Origin of the sequence: Bacteroides sp. AF32-8BH (assembly GCF_003435205.1) — a bacterium.
GTDB lineage: Bacteria > Bacteroidota > Bacteroidia > Bacteroidales > Bacteroidaceae > Bacteroides > Bacteroides ovatus.
On sequence record NZ_QVLZ01000040.1, the window covers coordinates 41,750 to 62,577 of the forward strand.

Here is a 20,828-nt window from a genome sequence, read left to right on the forward strand (position 1 = left end):
ACCACGGCACAGATGGATACGGCACAGCAGAATACATAGAACAGGAAGAAAATAAGCAGGAAGAGGCTGGATACTCCCAGGGAATCTCCGAAGAGGAAGTACAGGCCGATGAGAATCAGAGAAACAACCATTCCCGAAACTCCGTAATAAACAAGTTTCTTGCGGCCTACCTTATCAATGATGACAAGAGCCAGAACGGTGGTCAAAGTATTGACTAGTCCTACCAGAACTTGGTAAAATGAAAGTTAACTGTTTGCATAGCTGTATTATGGTAGAAAAGTTTTATCTTTATCGCGTTAAACTAACTAATACCCCCCATTATGAGAAGAATTTTTTATTTACTTTTCCTTGTCTTATTAGGCTATTCTTTTGACGTAAAAGCTTCAGACACAGTATTTATCCATGAAACACAAATCCCGGTTTTGATAGAGCGGCAGGATAATGTTCTGTTCTATATCCGGTTGGATGCAAAGGAAAGCAAGATACTCGATGAAGTTGTTTTAGATTTCAGTAAAAGTACCAACTTAGCGGATGTTCAGGCAATCAAACTCTATTATGGAGGAACAGAGGCCTTACAAGATCAAAACAAAAATCGCTTTGCCCCTGTAGAGTACATATCCAGCCATCGACCGGGTGCGACATTGGCGGCTAATCCTTCCTATTCCATAAAATGTGCAGAGGTCGGACCATCGGAAAAAGTTGTATTAAGAGGTAATTACAATTTATTTCCAGGTGTCAACTTTTTTTGGATCAGTTTGCAGATAAAAACAGATGCCTCTTTGCATACTAAAATAGTCTCTGATTTACGTGCTGTAAAAGTGGATGGGAAAGAACTTTATTGTAAATTTATTTCTCCGAAAGCTATTACTCACCGGATGGCAGTCGGAGTTCGTCATGCTGGTAATGACGGTTCTGCTTCCTTCCGTATTCCCGGATTAGTGACAACCAATAAAGGAACATTATTGGGAGTGTACGATGTCCGATATAATAGTAGTGTCGATTTACAGGAATATGTAGATGTGGGTTTGAGTCGTAGCACTGACGGAGGGAAGAGCTGGGAGAAAATGCGTCTTCCGCTTTCATTTGGTGAGTATGGCGGTTTGCCTAAAGCACAGAATGGGGTAGGAGATCCCTCTATTTTGGTAGATACTCAAACGAATACCGTCTGGGTGGTTGCCGCATGGACACATGGTATGGGTAATCAACGTGCCTGGTGGAGCTCCCATCCGGGAATGGATATAAACCATACCGCACAGCTGGTATTGGCAAAGAGCACAGACGATGGTAAAACATGGTCGAAACCGATCAATATAACAGAGCAGGTAAAAGATCCGTCCTGGTATTTTCTCCTTCAAGGACCAGGACGAGGAATAACGATGAGCGACGGTACATTAGTATTTCCAACACAGTTTATCGACTCTACCCGTATCCCGAATGCAGGAATCATGTATAGTAAAGACCGGGGAAAAACATGGAAAATGCATCATCTGGCACGAACAAATACAACGGAAGCACAAGTTGCGGAAATAGAACCGGGAGTATTGATGCTGAATATGCGTGACAATAGAGGAGGAAGCCGGGCTATTGCCATAACGAAAGATTTGGGAAAAACCTGGACAGAACACCCATCTTCACGTAAGGCACTTCAGGAACCGGTATGTATGGCCAGTCTGATTCATGTCGATGCCAAGGACAACGTTTTGAATAAAGACCTCCTGTTGTTTTCAAATCCGGATACGACTAAAGGGCGCAATCATATAACAATAAAAGCAAGTCTGGATAAAGGACTTACCTGGTTGCCCGAACATCAAATCATGCTCGACGAAGCAGAAGGATGGGGATATAGTTGCCTGACGATGATTGATAAAGAGACAATCGGTATTCTATATGAGAGCAGTGTGGCACACATGACTTTTCAGGCGGTGAAATTAACAGATTTGTTAGGAATGAAATGATAGATATAATAGCGGTTAAACTATCTGATATGATAAAAGAATAAAACCGTATATTTATCGTGGCGTGCAAAAACAACATATTTTGTTAAATTATCAGTGAAATTTGCTGAAAAAATAATATCTTTGAATCCGTTAATATCTAATGCCCCCACTATGATGATTAATTTGATCGGAAAAAAGGCTCAAATAGCATGTGAACTACTATGCTGTTGCAGTATGGCATATGCACAGAGCAATGACAATTCCGAAGTTGTCGTTCTAAATACAGGCTGGGAGTTTTCCCAGGCAGGGACGGAGCTGTGGCGACCGGCACAGGTTCCGGGCACCGTTCATCAGGATCTTATTAACCATAAACAACTTCCCGATCCTTTTTATGGCATCAATGAACAAAAGATTCAGTGGGTGGAAAATGAAGACTGGGAATACCGGACTGCTTTTACAGTTACCCCCGAACAACTGAAACGGGATGACGCCCAATTGGTTTTTGAAGGCCTTGACACATACGCCGATGTATACCTCAATGGAGCACTGTTGCTGAAAGCCGATAACATGTTTGTCGGTTATACCATACCCGTCAAGTCCCAACTCCGTATCGGAGAAAACCTTCTTCACATCTATTTTCATTCCCCCATCCGGCAGACACTGCCTCAATATAACTCGAACGGATTCAACTATCCGGCAGACAACGACCATCACGACAAACATTTAAGCATATTCTCCCGTAAAGCCCCTTACAGCTATGGCTGGGACTGGGGAATCCGCATGGTGACCAGCGGCATCTGGCGTCCGGTGACCATCCGTTTTTATGACGCAGCTTCTATCAGTGACTACCACGTAAAACAACTCGCACTGACCGACCAGCTCGCAAACCTGTCTAATGAATTAGAAATAAACAACATACTCTCCCGGCCACTTCAGGCAGAGGTGAGAATCAATACCTCATTCGAAGGAAGTGCAGAAAAAAGCATCAGCCAGGCAATCACCTTACAGCCCGGAATCAATCATGTTTCCATACCTTCCGAAGTGGCATCCCCCGTACGTTGGATGCCGAATGGATGGGGAAAGCCCGCCCTGTATGATTTCTCCGCTCAAATCATAGTAGAAGATAAAGTCGTAGCCGAGCAATCGCACCGGATAGGACTGCGTACTGTTCGCCTCGTTAATGAAAAAGATAAAGACGGAGAATCCTTCTATTTTGAAGTAAATGGTGTACCTATGTTTGCCAAAGGAGCCAATTACATCCCCCAGGATGCACTCTTGACTAACGTCACTACCGAACGCTACCAAACCTTATTCCGCGACATCCGCGAAGCGAACATGAATGTCATTCGTGTATGGGGAGGTGGAACGTACGAAGATGACCGTTTCTATGACCTGGCAGATGAAAACGGAATACTGGTGTGGCAAGACTTCATGTTTGCCTGCACTCCCTATCCGTCCGACCCCACCTTTCTGAAAAGGGTAGAGGCGGAAGCCTGCTATAACATCCGTCGCCTTCGCAATCATGCTTCCCTGGCGATGTGGTGCGGCAATAACGAAATACTGGAAGCCTTAAAATATTGGGGATTCGACAAGAACTTCCCGCCCGAAATCTATCAGGAAATGTTTCGAGGCTATGACAAACTGTTCCATCAGCTCCTTCCAGCCAAGGTTAAGGAACTGGATGCCGACCGTTTCTACATACACAGCTCCCCGTATTTTGCCAACTGGGGGCGTCCTGAATCCTGGGGGATAGGAGACAGCCATAACTGGGGAGTCTGGTATGGTCAAAAAACATTCGAGTCACTCGATACAGACCTGCCCCGTTTCATGAGCGAATTCGGTTTTCAGTCCTTCCCGGAAATGAAGACCATCTCCACTTTCGCCGCTCCGGAAGATTATCAGATAGAATCGGAAGTGATGAATGCTCATCAGAAAAGCAGCATCGGCAACGCCCTGATTCGTACCTACATGGAGCGCGACTATATCATCCCCGAAAAATTTGAAGACTTTGTCTATGTCGGACTAGTGCTGCAAGGACAAGGAATGCGTCACGGACTGGAAGCACACCGCCGGAACCGTCCTTACTGTATGGGTACCCTGTATTGGCAACTGAATGACAGCTGGCCGGTAGTATCCTGGTCGAGCATCGACTATTACGGTAATTGGAAAGCCCTGCATTACCAAGCCAAACGAGCCTTTGCTCCAATCCTCATCAATCCTATCCGGCAAAACGACAGCCTCAATATCTACCTGATTTCCGACTGTCCGGACACCAAAGACCACCTGATGTTGGAAATGAAAGTAACAGACTTTGACAGAAAGAAACAAGGCAAGCCGATACGACTCAACACATTGACAGTTCCGGCTAACACTTCCCAATGCGTGTACCGTATAAAAACCGACACCTGGCTATCACCGGAAGAACAGCAACGCTGTTTCATGCAACTGACCCTGAAAGACAAGGCAGGAAACACCCTTGCCGAAACCGTATACTTCTTTAGAAAAACAAAAGACCTGCTTCTGCCTGAAACAACCGTTTCCTGCAAGATGAAACAGAAAGACGGCATGTGTGAACTGACATTGTTTTCTCCCGCTCTTGCAAAAGATGTCTTTATTGAAATTCCTTTGCAGGGAGCCCGTTTCAGCGACAACTTTTTCGACCTTCTTCCCGGAGAACGTAAAACGGTCGTCATCACTTCTCCCCAAATAAAGAAAGGAGAGGAGCTGCCTTTGACAATCAAACATATTCGTGAAACTTATAATTAATCTATTAATAACTTAACACTTAATTTTTTAGTTTATGAAGCAACTCTTTAAATTAACCGGATGTCTGGCACTAGCAGGACTTTTTGCCTCTTGCCAATCGGCGCAACAGGAAGCCAACTACCAGATCATCCCCATGCCACAAGAAATTGTAACCGCTCAAGGAAGTCCCTTCATCCTCAAGAGCAGTGTGAAAATTCTCTATCCGGAAGGAAACGAGAAGATGCAACGCAACGCAAAATTCCTGGCAGACTATCTGAAAACGGCTACCGGAAAAGATTTCGCCATTGAAGCCGGAACAGAAGGTAAAAACGCAATCGTACTGGCATTAGGCACGGAGAACGAAAATCCGGAATCCTACCAGATGAAAGTTACCGGTGACGGAATCACGATTACCGGTCCTACGGAAGCCGGCGTATTCTATGGCATCCAGTCCCTGCGCAAATCATTGCCTGTGGCTGTCGGTGCGGATATTGCCATGCCAGCCGTAGAAATCAATGACGCTCCCCGCTTTGGCTATCGTGGCGCGCATTTCGATACCAGCCGTCATTTCTTTACCGTGGATGAAATAAAGACCTACATCGACATGCAGGCTTTACATAACATGAACCGCCTCCACTGGCATATCACCGACGATCAAGGTTGGCGTCTGGAAATCAAAAAATACCCGAAACTGACTGAAATCGGTGCTAACAGAACAGAAACAGTCATCGGACGTAACTCCGGCGAATACGACGGCAAACCTTACGGTGGATTCTACACCCAGGAACAAGCCAAAGAAATTGTAGATTATGCAGCCGAACGCTACATCACCGTTGTTCCCGAAATCGACCTTCCGGGACACATGCAAGCTGCCCTTGCCGCTTACCCTGAACTGGGTTGTACCGGTGGTCCATACGAAGTATGGAGACAATGGGGTGTATCCGAGGATGTGCTTTGCGCCGGAAACGACCAAGTATTGAAATTCTTGGAAGATGTTTATGGTGAATTGATTGAAATCTTCCCATCACAATATATTCATGTAGGGGGCGACGAATGCCCGAAAGTAAGATGGGAAAAATGTCCGAAGTGCCAGGCACGTATCAAAGCATTGGGATTGAAGTCAGATCAGAGCCACAGCAAAGAAGAACGTTTGCAGAGCTTTGTCATCAACCATATTGAGAAATTCCTGAACGACCACGGACGTCAAATCATCGGTTGGGATGAAATCCTCGAAGGCGGACTTGCTCCGAATGCTACCGTGATGTCATGGCGTGGTGAGAAAGGTGGTATCGAAGCTGCGAAGCAGAAACACGATGTCATCATGACACCGAACACCTATCTGTATTTCGACTACTACCAAGCTAAAGACGTAGAAAACGAACCGTTCGGTATCGGTGGTTATCTGCCGATGGAAAGAGTGTATAGCTACGAGCCGATGCCGGCTTCTCTTACTCCGGAAGAACAGAAATACATCAAGGGAGTGCAAGCCAACCTCTGGACAGAATACATCGCTACCTTCCCGCATGCACAATACATGGTATTGCCTCGTTGGGCTGCTTTGTGTGAAATTCAGTGGTCCAGCCCCGAAAAGAAAAACTATGCCAACTTCCTGTCCCGTCTTCCACAACTGATTAAGTGGTACGATGCAGAAGGATACAATTACGCTAAACACGTATTTGACGTACAAGCCGAGTTTGACCCGAATCCGGCAGAAGGAACAATGGACGTTACCCTGTCTACCATCGACGGTGCCCCTGTTTACTATACATTAGACGGCACAGAACCTACTGCCGCTTCCCCCGTTTACGAAGGAGTATTGAAAATCAAGGAAAATGTAACCCTGTCCGCCAAAGCCATTCGTCCCAACGGCGAAAGCAAGACAGTGACAGAGAAGATTGATTTCAGCAAATCCAGCATGAAGCCGATTGTAGCCAATCAGCCTATCAATGAACAATACCTGTTCAAAGGAGCTTCCACTTTGATAGATGGTCTGAAAGGAAATAGCAGCTATAAGTCAGGCCGTTGGATCGCTTTCAACGGAAACGACATGGATATGACTATCGACCTCCAGCAACCTACTGAAATCTCAAGCGTGGCAATCTCTACCAATGTAGCAAAAGGGGACTGGGTATTTGATGCCAGAAACCTGTCCGTAGAAACTTCAGATGATGGCAAGACCTTCAAAAAGATTGCTTCCGAAGAATATCCGGAGATGAAAGAGACAGACAAAGACGGAATCGTTGAGCACAAACTAACCTTTGCTCCTGTGACCACCCAATACGTGAGAGTCATTGCTTCACCGGAGAAATCACTTCCGGCATGGCATGGAGGAAAAGGTAAAAACGCATTTTTATTTGTAGACGAAATCAAAATTGATTAATGAATATAAGAAAAGAATACCCTAAAGTTTGTCTTTTCTTATGGATATTGGGGATGTGCTTCCATGCACATCCCATTCTGGCACAGTCCGTCATACCTGTCCCATTAAAAATGGAGCAGGGGACGGGCTCTTTTTTACTGTCAGAAAAGACTAAACTTTATACAAACCTGCAAGGTGGAGAAGCGGAACTCTGGGAGAATTACCTGAAAGCATTACCTGTTCAGCTGAAAGAAGCGAGAATGAAAGACAGGAAACAGATGCTTTTCTTATTGATAACCCCCAAGACCCCCCAATTGCCATCACCGGAAAGCTATACACTCTCCGTTACCTCTCAACGAATCGAGATCCGGGCAACTTCGGGAGCCGGATTATTCTATGGAATGCAAACCCTGTTACAGCTGATGCAACCGGCAAGCACAGGCAGCTATTCCGTACCCTCTGTCGAGATAGAAGACACCCCTCGTTTTGCTTATCGCGGACTGATGCTGGACGTATCCCGTCATTTCTCTACCAAAGAGTTTATAAAGAAGCAGATAGACGCATTGGCATATTACAAAATCAACCGTTTGCACCTGCACCTGACCGATGCGGCAGGCTGGCGGCTTGAAATCAAGAAATACCCTTTACTGACCGATTTTGCAGCCTGGCGTACAGACCCCACCTGGAAGAAATGGTGGAACGGCGGACGTAAATACCTCCGTTATGATGAACCCGGAGCTTCCGGCGGCTATTACACCCAGGACGATATTCGTGAAATACTGGAATATGCCCGTCAGCATTACATCACGGTGATTCCGGAGATTGAAATGCCTTCCCATTCGGAAGAAGTGCTGGCTGCCTACCCGCAGCTATCCTGTTCGGGAGAACCTTACAAGAACTCCGATTTCTGTGTCGGTAATGAAGAAACTTTCACCTTTCTGGAGAATGTACTGACGGAAGTCATGGAACTTTTCCCTTCCGAATACATTCATGTAGGAGGTGATGAGGCCGGCAAATCGGCTTGGAAGACCTGTCCGAAATGTCAGAAGAGAATGAAAGACGAGCATCTGGCCAATGTAGACGAGCTGCAAAGCTATCTGATACACCGTATCGAAAAGTTCCTCAACAATCACGGACGCCGTCTCTTGGGATGGGACGAGATTCTGCAAGGAGGTATCGCGCCCAATGCAACCGTTATGTCGTGGCGTGGAGAAGAGGGTGGTATTGCTGCCGTCACCTCCGGCCATCATGCCATCATGACACCGGGTGCATACTGTTATCTGGACAGCTATCAGGACGCCCCGTACTCCCAGCCGGAAGCTATCGGTGGCTACCTGCCATTGAAGAAAGTATATGCCTACGATCCTGTCCCCGCTTCCTTAACTGCGGAGCAGGCAAAGTTAGTCTATGGTGTGCAGGGTAACCTATGGGTGGAATATATCCCCACTCCCGAACACGTGGAATATATGATTTATCCCCGTATGCTGGCATTGGCGGAAGTAGCCTGGTCGGCTCCGGAACGTAAGTCGTGGCCCGATTTCCATACCCGCGCACTGTCAGCAGTGGCCGATTTACAGAAAAAAGGATACCATCCTTTCGATTTGAGCAAAGAAATCGGCAGCCGTCCCGAATCTCTTCAACCAGTCAGCCATTTGGCGCTCGGTAAAAAAGTGACCTATAACTCCTCCTATAGCCCCCATTATCCCGCACAAGGCAACACAGCCCTGACAGACGGCATACGTGGTGACTGGACTTACGGTGATGGTTCATGGCAAGGATTTATCTCGGACAACCGTCTCGATGTGACGATTGATATGGAAAAAGAAACCCCTATCCATTCCATCACCGCCGCTTTTATGCAAGTGGTCGGCGCGGAAGTATTCCTGCCGGAGACAGTGATTATTTCCATTTCCGATGATGGAATTAACTTCACGGAGTTGCAAAAACAACACTTTGAAGTGAGCAAAGAAACCCCTATCCGGTTTACGGATATTTCATGGCAGGGAGAAGCCAAAGGAAGATACGTACGTTACCAGGCACAGGCCGGAAGCGAATTCGGAGGGTGGATATTTACGGATGAGATAATCGTGAAATAGACATTGTCAATATCATTTATGAATAAAAGAGGGAATCTATTCAACCAGATTCTCTCTTTTTTTGTTATATTTGTATTATTACCTTAAAAACTAAGAATATGGTACAACACGCTAGACTCATTTTCTACACCCTTCTTCTTCTGGTAATCCCGTGCGAGAGCACCTTGGCGCAGAAGATTCCCGTCACGCCCATAGACTCATTGATAACTGTTGGATATGCCACCGGAAGTTTGAAAACCCTCTCCGGTTCCGTAGAGAAGATTACGGAGACACAGATGAATAAAGACCAGATAACGAACCCTTTGGAAGCAATCCGCGGACGTGTGCCGGGCTTGACTATCCAACGCGGGTCAAATGGTCCGGCAGCCTTGGATGCAGTACGCCTGCGGGGAACTACCTCACTGACCAGTGGCAATGACCCTTTGATAATCGTCGACGGAGTATTTGGTGACTTGAGTATGCTCACCTCCATTTACCCTACGGATATTGAGAGCTTCACCATTCTGAAAGACGCTTCCGAAACCGCACAATACGGTTCACGAGGAGCTTCCGGTGTGATCGAGGTCACCACTAAAAAAGGAATGAGCGGCAGAACACAGGTAGCCTACAACGGTAGCTTCGGAATTTCCACCGTCTACAAGAATCTGAAAATGCTGTCCGGCGATGAGTACCGCCGTGTCGCCTCGGAACGCGGGATTTCCATTCTGGATAAAGGAAATAACACCGATTTTCAGAAAGAGATTGAACAGACAGGACTACAACAAAACCATCACATCGCCTTTTATGGCGGTTCCAGTGAGTCCAGCTATCGCGTTTCTCTTGGTTTCATGGATCGTCAGGGAGTGATTCTGAATGAAGACATGAAAAACTTCACTTCGAATATGAACATGAATCAGAAAATGTTCGACGGCTTCCTGAACTGCGAGCTGGGAATGTTCGGTTCCATTCAGAAGAATCATAATCTGGTGGATTATCAGAAAACGTTCTATTCGGCAGCCACATTCAACCCCACCTATCCCAACCATAAAGACCCCGTCACCAATTCTTGGGATGGAATAACGACCGCCAGTCAAATCACCAATCCATTGGCATGGATGGAAGTGCAGGACGATGATGCCACTTCGCACATCAGCACGCATGCCCGTCTGACTTTCAATCTACTGGAAGGGCTGAAACTTAACCTCTTCGGTGCCTATACCTATAATATCGTGGAAAATTCGCAATACCTCCCCACCTCCGTCTGGGCGAACGGCCAGGCTTACAAAGGAACCAAAAAGCGAGAATCCTTGCTGGGCAACATGATGCTGACCTATAAGAAAAACTGGAAAAAACATTTCTTTGACGTGTTGGCACTTGCCGAACTTCAAAAAGAAACCTACACGGGATATTATACAACAGTAAGCAATTTCAGCACCGACAAATTCGGGTATAATAATCTTCAGGCAGGCGCACTCCGTTTGTGGGAAGGCACTAATTCTTACTACGACCAACCCCGTCTGGCATCCTTCATGGGACGTTTCAACTATACATACGCCGACCGCTACGTACTGACGCTGAACGCCCGTACAGATGCTTCCTCCAAATTCGGGGCGAACCACAAATGGGGATTCTTCCCCTCCGCATCTGCCGCATGGGTGATTAGTGAAGAAGAATTTATGAAGCAGTTGCCGATGGTGGATAATCTGAAATTCCGTATTGGCTACGGTCTGGCAGGTAATCAGAGTGGGATTGACTCATACACTACATTGAACCTTGTAAAGCCGAACGGTGTAGTCCCCGTCGGAAACTCCGCCGTCGTATCTTTAGGAGACTTACGGAACACGAATCCCGACCTGAAATGGGAAGTGAAACATACCTTTAATACCGGTATCGACGTAGCTCTTTTCGGCAACCGCCTGCTGCTTTCCGCCAACTATTACAACTCCCGAACCACAGACATGCTTTACCTTTACAACGTAAGCGTACCGCCTTTCACCTATAACACCTTGCTTGCCAACATCGGTTCCATGCGCAACTGGGGTACGGAAATCGCCATCGGCATCACCCCCTTGAAGACCAAGGATATGGAACTGAATATCAATGCCAATATCACTTTCCAGCGCAACAAACTGCTCTCATTAAGCGGTATGTACAACGGCGAAATGCTTTCTGCTCCCGAATATAAAAGTCTTGCTGGCCTCGACGGAGCCGGCTTTCATGGAGGATACAACCACATCGTATATCAGATGGTGGGTCAACCGTTGGGCGTGTTCTATCTTCCCCACAGTACGGGACTGGAATCCGACGGAAACGGCGGATACACCTATGGCATCGCCGATCTGAATGGCGGAGGTGTCAGCCTTGAAGATGGTGAAGACCGCTACGTGGCAGGACAAGCCGTACCTAAAACGATTCTTGGCTCCAACATCAGTTTCCGCTACAAGCGTTTCGACCTGTCTTTGCAGGTTAACGGAGCTTTCGGACATAAAATTTACAACGGAACCTCCCTGACCTATATGAACATGAATATATTTCCCGACTATAACGTAATGAAGAAAGCCCCGAAACAGAACATCAAGGATCAAACCGCCACCGACTATTGGTTGGAAAAGGGAGATTATGTCAACTTCGACTATGTGACGCTGGGTTGGAACGTGCCGATTGAGAAAGTGCAGAAACTGAAGAAATATGTCCGCTCCCTGCGTCTGGCATTTACAGTCAACAACCTGGCAACCATTTCCGGTTATTCGGGACTTTCACCCATGATTAACAGTTCAACAGTGAACTCCACTTTAGGCGTGGATGATAAACGGGGATATCCGTTGGCGCGGACGTACACACTGGGATTGAGTATTAACTTTTAATGGAGGAGGAGATGATGAAACAATATATGAAAAATAAAAGTCTTTTTTTGCAGAAAGAAGAACTGCTTTCAAGGATAGCGGAACTGTTTTCAAAGAAGATCTTACGTCCTTCGGGAGTGCTGGTATTCCTTCTTATAACGTGCCTGGGTTTATTCTCATGTAGTAAGTTTTTGGAGGAAAATCCGAAAGATAAGTTACCCGAAGATGACGTTTACAATACAATCTCGGAAGTATATCTCAATGCAGTAGCTTCGCTTTATACATACGTAGGCGGTTATAGTGATAGTCAGGGATTGCAGGGAACGGGTAGGGGAGTCTACGACCTGAACACCTTTACCTCCGACGAAGCCATTATCCCCACCCGTGGAGGTGACTGGTATGACGGTGGTTTTTGGCAAGGACTTTACCTGCACGATTGGGGAATAGAGAATGATGCCATTCAGGCTACATGGGAATATCTCTATAAAGTCGTCATGTTAAGTAACAAATCACTGGAACGGATAGACAAATTCGCCGAAACTCATTCCGCTACGGAACTGCCGGCATACCGTGCCGAAGTACGTGCCATGCGGGCTATGTATTATTATTACCTGATGGATTTGTTCGGACGCATCCCGCTAGTTCAATCCTCTTCCGTAGCAATGAAAGATGTAGTGCAAAGTGAACGAAAAACGGTCTTTGACTTTGTTGTCAAGGAATTGCAAGAGGCGGCTCCTTTGTTGAGCGATGCACATAGCAACCAGTCCGGCCCTTACTATGGCCGTATCACTCGCCCCGTGGTAACTTTCCTACTGGCCAAACTGGCTTTGAACTCCGAAGTTTATACAGACAATGATTGGACGGACGGACAACGCCCGGATGGAAAAAATATAAAGTTCACAGTGAACGGCAGCGAACTAAATGCCTGGGAAACAGTTATCTACTATTGTGACCAACTCAAGACTATGGGCTACAAACTGGAACCGGAATACGAAACGAATTTCTCTATATTCAACGAACCGTCCGTAGAGAATGTCTTCACTATCCCGATGAACAAAACTCTGTACACCAACCAGATGCAATATCTCTTCCGTTCCCGCCACTATAATCACGCCAAGGCTTACGGACTAAGCGGTGAGAACGGTCCCAGCGCCACCATTGAAGCCCTCGAAGCTTTCGGTTATGAAACCGCGGAACAAGATCCCCGTTTTGATATTTGCTATTTTGCAGGAATTGTCCACGACCTGAAAGGAAACATAATCAAACTGGATAATGGAACGGTACTGGAATATCTGCCCTGGAAAGTATCTCTGGATATAACAGATACCCCATACGAACAAACCGCAGGAGCCCGCATGAAAAAGTATGAAGTCGACCCGACTGCCACAAAAGACGGTAAGTTGATGGAGAATGACATTGTATTGTTCCGCTATGCAGACGCTTTGTTGATGAAGAGTGAAGCGAAAGTCCGGAACGGAGCAAACGGAGATGAAGAACTCAATGAAGTTCGTAGCCGTGTCAACGCTTCTCCCCGCACTGCCACTTTAGAGAATATCCTTGCCGAACGTCAGCTGGAACTGGCTTGGGAAGGATGGAGACGACAGGACTTAGTCCGCTTCGGGAAGTTTACAAGAGCTTACAGCAGCCGTCCGCAACTACCGGATGAGGCAAGTGGATATACAACTGTATTCCCTATACCGGAGAAAATACGGGTGATGAATGAGAGGTTGAAACAGAATCCGGGGTATTAGGAAGAAGATAGTAGTAATCAAAATAAAAAATCCTCGATTTTCATCCGGAGAATCGAGGATTTATATTATTTGTTGCAGCACTTGTAGAGATAATAGCTAATGCAGAAATCCATATTATATGTAGTGTGGTTATTACTCGATCCAGTCGAATAACTCAATTAAATCGAATTACCCAATCAAATCGAAATCATATTTTTCAAATTCACTCCCATTGATTATTATAGCAATTTGATGAAGCCCGAGATGGAATTTTCTCGTTGTAACCACACGGAAAGAGTGCTTTCGCGTTATTCGTGTGGTAGAATTCCCGGCATATTCTTTTTCGCTGATTTTATGAACTTTCTTCGTCAGCGTTCCATTTGCTTTTTGGTAATAAATACCATATTCAAGCCGTATTTTGATTGTCTTATTGCTATGATTCAACAAGTTAAAACCAAACTCCAACGAATCCCCGACTTTAACCTTAGGACTTGAAATCTGAAAATCCTCCACACTAATATTATTTCTGATAGAATCAAAGCCAAACAACTCCATCACCTCTGGAATCCCTTGCTTTAAGAGCGTCCGGCAACCGTGTTTAATAATCCAGTCTACCTCTTTCGATTCCCCCTTCCATTTCTTTGCCAAATCAATGACAATTTCCGGATTATCTTTCGCAATATCATTCAAATTATTGGCAACGCTCAACCGTACAAATCTTGCCGGATCATTTTTAAGATTCTCCAAAATAGGAATAATAGGTGTCGGATCTTTCTTCAGATTCGGCAAAGCCATCGCCCAAGGCAAACGCGGACGGCAACCTTCTGACGCAAGCCGCCTTACTCCCCAATGCTCATGTTTCGACCAAACCAACATCTGCTTCATCATTTTATCCGGATATTTTATAATAAAAGGATGAGTCACAAACTCGCAACTTGTGAACTGTGTGATTTTCTCTATCGCCTTGACAGACGTTTCATAATCATCCAACCCATATTGCTCGACATAATTATCCAGAATCGCCCCATACTCCAGCATCAATCCAAACTTCGTATCATCTATCACCGAAAAATCAGGCCGCGTACTTTTTACATGATCCAACAACTCAAGAATCTTAGCGATTGCCTCTTTGTAATCTGCCGGCAAAAACTTTTTCAGAATGGTAGTGATATGTATGCAGCGCTGTTTAAGTTCCCTGCCTTCCCATTCATCATCCATAACTTGAGAAACAAACCCGTGAGCATCAAAATCATCGATAACAAGTTTTAAATCTTTCGTAAATAGGTCGAAAAATTGCTTGTTGTACATATTCTTAAAAGGTTCTGCCATACTTGATTTATATATTTTAGTTAGAGCCCCGACTTATTGGATATATTGTTCAATAATACTATATCTTTCCTTTAAAGAATCAATATGCTTCACCTCTCCCTCGGTCATTCCTTTCATATTAACTCCACATTTCTCGCAAAAGGACGAATCAACAGGATTTTTATGTCCATTTTCGCATATATACTTCTCGCCATTATCTCTTGTAAACACACCGCCTTTTACAACTTCTATTTTTCCCGTATCCGGCAGGCTGTTTAAACACTCTAATATTGTTTTCATCCATTTTAAATCCTTGGCATCATAAGAATTCTTTGTTGCTGACAACAATCTCACCCCTTCGTGGATTTTTCCTTTCACTATTGTTTCATATATAGACTCACCATCAAAAAGACAGCACTCCTTTATTAGAATTCTTATCTTTTTGTGTTCAATATGCTGATAGATAACGGGAATGACGAAATCAGGAGGAGTGGCAGATAAAACCTGTTTGATGTTAGCCGCCTCTTCCGCATAATAATCGAGATCTATGGAGATATATCTTTTTATAAGACTTTCTATTATCTCTGTTTGCGGATATTCCAGTAAAAACTCTACCCATTCGGAAGTCAAAGGTACCGCATCTTTTATTTGAGAAATAATATACCGCCTGTCTATTTCCTTTTGCAAATCAGATTGACTGATGGATGTACGAATGATCTCCTCTTCAGATAATTCTTTATTATTCATTTCAATGATACAGGCCGTTCCGGAAACAGAAACCATAAACATTGATTTATCCTTACCGGAAATTTCATCAAAATCGACTCTGAAACCAACAATCGCATTTGCACCCAAGTTTAATGCTTTTTGTTTCAATGCCTTTGATGCTTCGCCGTATATAATTTCCAATTTTCTTCTATACGAGTCAGAACGTCCACCAAAAAAGTCAGTGAATGATGCAGCAAAATCGGAGAATATATTGGTACCTATCACGATATTGGAACAGATGGTATCTATATATTTTTTTATAGGACAACCCTCTATTGTGTTAGTCGTGGACATGATAAATTCGTTTCTCATAATATGAATTTTAAAGTGTTAGTATTTATTTTATGTCGCTTTACGTCCATTTGTTTGCTACACAAATATATGTCTTTTTTTTAAAAGGACAAGCCCTAAAAACAGAAGTGAGCCACAAAAAAGATTGCAGCTCACTTATACCTTATATATTATAGCAAAAAATTAATCGAAGAAACTCTTGAACTTCTTGAAAATCTTCTCCTTCACCGACGTGTTAGGTTTGAAGTTGTCCGAAGCCTCCATCTTTTCGAGCGTGCTCTTTTCCTCTTTATTGAGCGCTTCCGGCACATAGATACTGATGTTGACGAGTAAATCCCCCGTTCCGTACCCGTTCACATTCGGCAATCCCTTGCCGCGCAAACGAAGCACCTTACCCGGTTGAGTACCCGAATCAATCTTTACTTTCACTTTGCCGTCGATAGTCGGAATTTCCACAGCTCCGCCCAGAGCAGCAGTCGGGAAACTAAGCAACAGATTATAAATCAAATCATTCTCGTCGCGAATCAAGTCCTGATGCGGTTCTTCCTCTACGAGAATCAGCAAGTCGCCTGCCACACCATTGTGTTTGCCGGCATTTCCTTTGCCACCCATAGAAAGCTGCATACCCTCTGCCACTCCGGCAGGGATTTTCACCGACACCACTTCTTCACCGTAAATGATTCCGTCGCCACCACACTTCTTACATTTGTTCTTGATAATCTTACCCTCACCGCCACAAGTAGAACAAGTGACGCGAGTCTGCATAGTGCCCAGAATAGTCTGCTGGTTACGGATCACGGAGCCGCTACCCTTACAAGTAGGACAAGTCTCCGAACCGCCGTCACCTTCGGCACCCGTGCCATGACACTGGTCACACGGCACATATTTTTTGAGTTTAAATTTCTTTTCTACTCCGGTAGAGATCTCCTTCAACGTCAGCTTCACTTTCACACGAAGGTCACTGCCGCGATACCGGCGTTGCTGTGAACCGCCACCGCCAAATCCGCTAAACCCTCCGAAGCCTCCCCCGAAACCGCCGCCGCGGCCACCGAAGATGTCGCCAAACATAGAGAAAATGTCATCCATCGACATCCCCTCGCCACCGAAACCACCGAACGGACCGCCATTGCCTGCCGCACCGCTCACTCCCGCATGACCGAACTGATCGTAACGCGAACGCTTTTCCGGGTTACTCAACACGTCATAAGCCTCGGCCGCCTCCTTAAATTTCTCTTCCGCCTCCTTATCCCCCGGATTCTTGTCAGGGTGATACTGGATTGCTTTCTTACGGTACGCTTTCTTAATCTCCTCTACTGTGGCTGTCTTCGTCACCTCCAATATTTCGTAATAGTCTCTTTTTTCTGCCATGCTTCTTTAAAAATTATGAGTTTTATGGGTTGCGAATCCTTATTCCCCTACTACCACTTTGGCGTGGCGCAACACTTTGTCGTTCAGTGTATACCCCGTCTGCACACAATCCAGAATCTTACCTTTTTGTGCTTCCGACGGTGCGGGGATTACCGCGATGGCTTCATGGAAATCAGTATCCAGCGGTTGGTCTTTCGTCTCGATGACTTTCACACCATTTTGAGCCAGAACAGCCATAAATTTATTGTAAATCAGTTCCACCCCTTCTTTTACGGCATTGACATCCGTTGCCGTTTCCATCGTCTTGATGGCACGTTCGAAATCGTCCACTACCGGAAGAATACTGCCAAGACTCTTTTCGCCACCATTCAGGATCAGTTCGGCCTTCTCCTTTAAAGTGCGTTTACGATAATTGTCGAACTCGGCAGACAAGCGCAGATATTTATCCTTTTGCTCTTCAAGCGCTTCTTGAGCCTTTTCCAGTTCCTTTTCCAACTCCTCTTCATGAGTCAGCGGAGCGGTTCCCTCTGCTTGTTCGTTTTGCGGTTGGTCTTCCGCAGGATTGTGAGTTTCCTCCACATTCAGTTCCTCTTCCTTCACTTTTTTTTCTTTCGGATCCATCTTGGTATTTACTATTTTATTATTTACTATTTAGAAACACACGTTATCTATGCAAGATACCGCTTATAAACATACCGGACTGACCGGATGTCACAGATTTCGTCTGCAAAAACTTTGCCAAGTTGGCCGTTTTGCCAAAAAACGCAGCAAAGGTAACACTTTTATGTCAGATTGGCACATATCAGATAGCTCATAATTCATTTTAAATGTCTACCTTTGCACGCTCAAATAGTAAATAGTAACTAGTAAAATAGTAAATAATAAGATGATTACAGTTTCGAACGTATCGGTTCAGTTTGGTAAAAGAGTGTTATTTAATGACGTAAACCTGAAGTTTACGAGTGGTAATTGTTATGGTATTATCGGTGCGAACGGTGCGGGAAAATCTACGTTTCTTCGTACGATTTACGGAGATTTGGACCCGACAACAGGTACGATTGCGCTCGGACCGGGCGAACGTCTCTCGGTGTTGAGTCAGGACCACTTCAAGTGGGACTCATATACTGTCATGGATACCGTCATGATGGGACATACCGTGTTGTGGGACATCATGAAGCAGCGCGAAGAATTGTATGCAAAAGAAGATTTCACAGACGAAGACGGACTGAAAGTATCCGAATTGGAAGAAAAATTTGCCGAGTTGGACGGATGGAATGCGGAAAGCGACGCAGCCATGCTATTGAGCGGACTGGGCGTGAAAGAAGATAAGCATTACGTATTGATGGGTGAATTGAGTGGTAAGGAAAAAGTACGTGTCATGCTGGCGCAGGCATTGTACGGAAATCCGGACAACCTCTTGCTCGATGAGCCTACCAATGACTTGGATATGGAAACAGTGACCTGGTTGGAAGAATATCTTGCCAACTTCGAGCATACCGTATTGGTGGTAAGCCACGACCGTCACTTCCTCGACTCTGTATGTACACACACCGTAGACATCGACTACGGAAAAATCAATATGTTTGCCGGTAACTATAGTTTCTGGTACGAATCCAGCCAATTGGCTCTCCGTCAGCAACAGAACCAGAAGGCGAAGGCTGAAGAGAAGAAGAAAGAACTCGAAGAGTTTATCCGCCGTTTCAGCGCGAACGTAGCGAAGAGCAAGCAGACAACGAGCCGTAAGAAGATGTTGGAGAAACTGAACGTAGAAGAAATCAAACCTTCTTCACGTAAGTATCCGGGCATCATCTTCACTCCCGAACGCGAGCCGGGCAACCAGATTCTGGAAGTTTCCGGATTGAGCAAGAAGACGGAAGAAGGCGTAGTGCTCTTCAACGACGTGAACTTCAACGTAGAGAAAGGTGACAAGGTGGTATTCCTGTCACGCAATCCGCGCGCGATGACTGCTTTCTTCGAAATTATCAACGGAAACATGAAACCCGATGCAGGTACTTTCAACTGGGGGGTAACCATCACCACTGCTTACCTGCCGCTGGATAACACTGATTTCTTCAATTCCGACCTGAACCTGGTAGATTGGTTGAGCCAGTTTGGAGAAGGCAACGAGGTATATATGAAAGGCTTCCTCGGCCGTATGCTTTTCTCCGGCGAAGAGGTATTGAAGAAAGTAAGCGTACTCTCCGGAGGTGAGAAGATGCGTTGTATGATTGCCCGTATGCAGCTGCGCAATGCCAACTGCCTCATTCTGGACACTCCGACCAACCATCTGGACTTGGAATCTATCCAGGCATTCAACAACAACCTGAAGACGTACAAAGGAAATATCCTCTTCTCGTCTCATGACCACGAATTTATTCAGACCGTTGCCAACCGCATCATCGAACTGACACCGAACGGTATCATCGACAAGATGATGGAATATGACGAATATATCACTTCCGACCATATTAAGGAATTGCGGGCGAAGATGTACGGAGACAAATAAGTGACCGGACGAATAAAAGCCCCTGACTCCCATACATGAAGTCTGATGAATAACCAATTTAACAGCAACCTGTTCTCAACAATGGGTTGCTGTTCTTTTTAGCACTATGGAAATAAAATATTTTGAAAACAGAGAAGATTGGCGAAAATGGCTGGCGGACAACTTTGAAAATGCCAGTGACGTTTGGTTTGTATTCCCCTCCAAATCTTCGGGCAAAAAAAGTGTTACATACAACGACGCTGTCGAGGAAGCCCTTTGCTTCGGATGGATCGACAGCACCATAAAGGCGCTCGACAAAGAACATAAAATCCAGCATTTCACACCCAGAAACCCTAAAAGTTCCTACTCGCAAGCCAACAAAGAGAGACTGAAATGGTTGCTGGAACATAATATGATTCACCCTGATAGGGAAGATAATATACGAAAAGTATTGTCAGCCCCTTTTGTCTTCCCGAATGATATTATCGGAAAACTGAAAGAGGATAAAACTGTATGGGAGAATTACCAACAATTTTCTAATGCGTATAGACGTATCCGAATTGCATACATTGAAGCTGCCAGAAAGCGGCCGGAAGAATTTGAAAAGCGATTGAACAACTTTATCAATAAAACGAAGGAAAATAAAATGATAAAAGGATTTGGGGGAATTGAAAAATACTACTAATCCCTATGTCTGTAATTGTAACTTTGATTGTAATAACAGGACAGAAGCATTATGCGCATAATTGATATTCAATTCTCTTTCTCGAACGTAGTTATTTTTCTGCCCTTCACCTTTCTTCCAGATTCCTGATAAATAGTGTGTTTACGGGTGAAGGGGCGCTCTTACACCGTCTTTTTACCGTGTAAGCGTCTCCGCGATTCTATCTTGTCGCCCTTTTTTCATTCTTATATTTTT

General features: G+C 45.1%; 12 protein-coding genes and 1 pseudogene. 8 read left to right on the forward strand and 5 right to left on the reverse strand.

Features of this window, described 5'->3' with window-relative positions:
• A pseudogene (locus tag DWZ47_RS31110) lies at nucleotides 1–239 on the reverse strand (MFS transporter); the annotation flags it as partial.
• An 81-nt stretch (nucleotides 240–320) separates the two neighbouring features.
• On the opposite strand from DWZ47_RS31110, the gene DWZ47_RS23340 reads away from it, so the two are divergent.
• The 6 genes from DWZ47_RS23340 (at nucleotide 321) to DWZ47_RS23365 (ending at nucleotide 13,710) form a co-directional block, all read left to right on the forward strand.
• On the forward strand, nucleotides 321–1,955 hold the full coding sequence (locus DWZ47_RS23340) for a sialidase family protein (protein WP_004297908.1): 1,635 nt from the start codon (nucleotides 321–323) through the stop codon (nucleotides 1,953–1,955).
• Nucleotides 1,956–2,108: 153 nt separating this feature from the next.
• On the forward strand, nucleotides 2,109–4,703 hold the full coding sequence (locus DWZ47_RS23345) for a beta-mannosidase (RefSeq protein ID WP_117514851.1): 2,595 nt from the start codon (nucleotides 2,109–2,111) through the stop codon (nucleotides 4,701–4,703).
• A gap of 34 nt (nucleotides 4,704–4,737) precedes the next feature.
• A complete protein-coding gene (locus tag DWZ47_RS23350) occupies nucleotides 4,738–7,062 on the forward strand; it encodes a family 20 glycosylhydrolase (protein WP_117514853.1) in 2,325 nt (774 codons plus the stop codon).
• On the forward strand, nucleotides 7,062–9,137 hold the full coding sequence (locus DWZ47_RS23355) for a family 20 glycosylhydrolase (protein WP_004297901.1): 2,076 nt from the start codon (nucleotides 7,062–7,064) through the stop codon (nucleotides 9,135–9,137). Before DWZ47_RS23350 ends, DWZ47_RS23355 begins: the two co-directional genes overlap by 1 nt.
• 98 nt (nucleotides 9,138–9,235) lie before the next feature.
• On the forward strand, nucleotides 9,236–11,980 hold the full coding sequence (locus tag DWZ47_RS23360; RefSeq protein ID WP_008775980.1) for a SusC/RagA family TonB-linked outer membrane protein: 2,745 nt from the start codon (nucleotides 9,236–9,238) through the stop codon (nucleotides 11,978–11,980).
• An 11-nt stretch (nucleotides 11,981–11,991) separates the two neighbouring features.
• Complete coding sequence (locus DWZ47_RS23365) at nucleotides 11,992–13,710, forward strand: RagB/SusD family nutrient uptake outer membrane protein (RefSeq protein WP_004308802.1); 1,719 nt, start codon at nucleotides 11,992–11,994, stop codon at nucleotides 13,708–13,710.
• A 168-nt stretch (nucleotides 13,711–13,878) separates the two neighbouring features.
• Here the strand turns inward: DWZ47_RS23365 and DWZ47_RS23370 are convergent, their stop codons facing one another.
• From DWZ47_RS23370 to DWZ47_RS23385, 4 genes are all read right to left on the reverse strand, one after another.
• Nucleotides 13,879–15,018 (reverse strand): DNA alkylation repair protein, encoded by a 1,140-nt coding sequence (locus tag DWZ47_RS23370; protein WP_117514855.1) that lies wholly within the window; start codon nucleotides 15,016–15,018, stop codon nucleotides 13,879–13,881.
• A 33-nt stretch (nucleotides 15,019–15,051) separates the two neighbouring features.
• Nucleotides 15,052–16,077, reverse strand: coding sequence for a YbjQ family protein (locus DWZ47_RS23375; RefSeq protein ID WP_032845937.1), 1,026 nt, complete (start codon nucleotides 16,075–16,077; stop codon nucleotides 15,052–15,054).
• 162 nt (nucleotides 16,078–16,239) lie between these two features.
• On the reverse strand, nucleotides 16,240–17,424 hold the full coding sequence (gene dnaJ / locus DWZ47_RS23380) for a molecular chaperone DnaJ (RefSeq protein ID WP_004307195.1): 1,185 nt from the start codon (nucleotides 17,422–17,424) through the stop codon (nucleotides 16,240–16,242).
• A gap of 39 nt (nucleotides 17,425–17,463) precedes the next feature.
• A complete protein-coding gene (locus tag DWZ47_RS23385; RefSeq protein ID WP_004297892.1) occupies nucleotides 17,464–18,045 on the reverse strand; it encodes a nucleotide exchange factor GrpE in 582 nt (193 codons plus the stop codon).
• 265 nt (nucleotides 18,046–18,310) lie between these two features.
• Here DWZ47_RS23385 and DWZ47_RS23390 point away from each other — a divergent pair, with 265 nt between their 5' ends.
• Both DWZ47_RS23390 and DWZ47_RS23395 read left to right on the forward strand, forming a co-directional pair.
• On the forward strand, nucleotides 18,311–19,930 hold the full coding sequence (locus tag DWZ47_RS23390; protein ID WP_004297887.1) for an ABC-F family ATP-binding cassette domain-containing protein: 1,620 nt from the start codon (nucleotides 18,311–18,313) through the stop codon (nucleotides 19,928–19,930).
• Between the two features lie 106 nt (nucleotides 19,931–20,036).
• Nucleotides 20,037–20,594: a YdeI/OmpD-associated family protein gene (locus DWZ47_RS23395; protein WP_117514856.1), complete on the forward strand. Its 558-nt coding sequence runs from the start codon at nucleotides 20,037–20,039 to the stop codon at nucleotides 20,592–20,594.
• Nucleotides 20,595–20,828 lie beyond the last annotated feature (234 nt).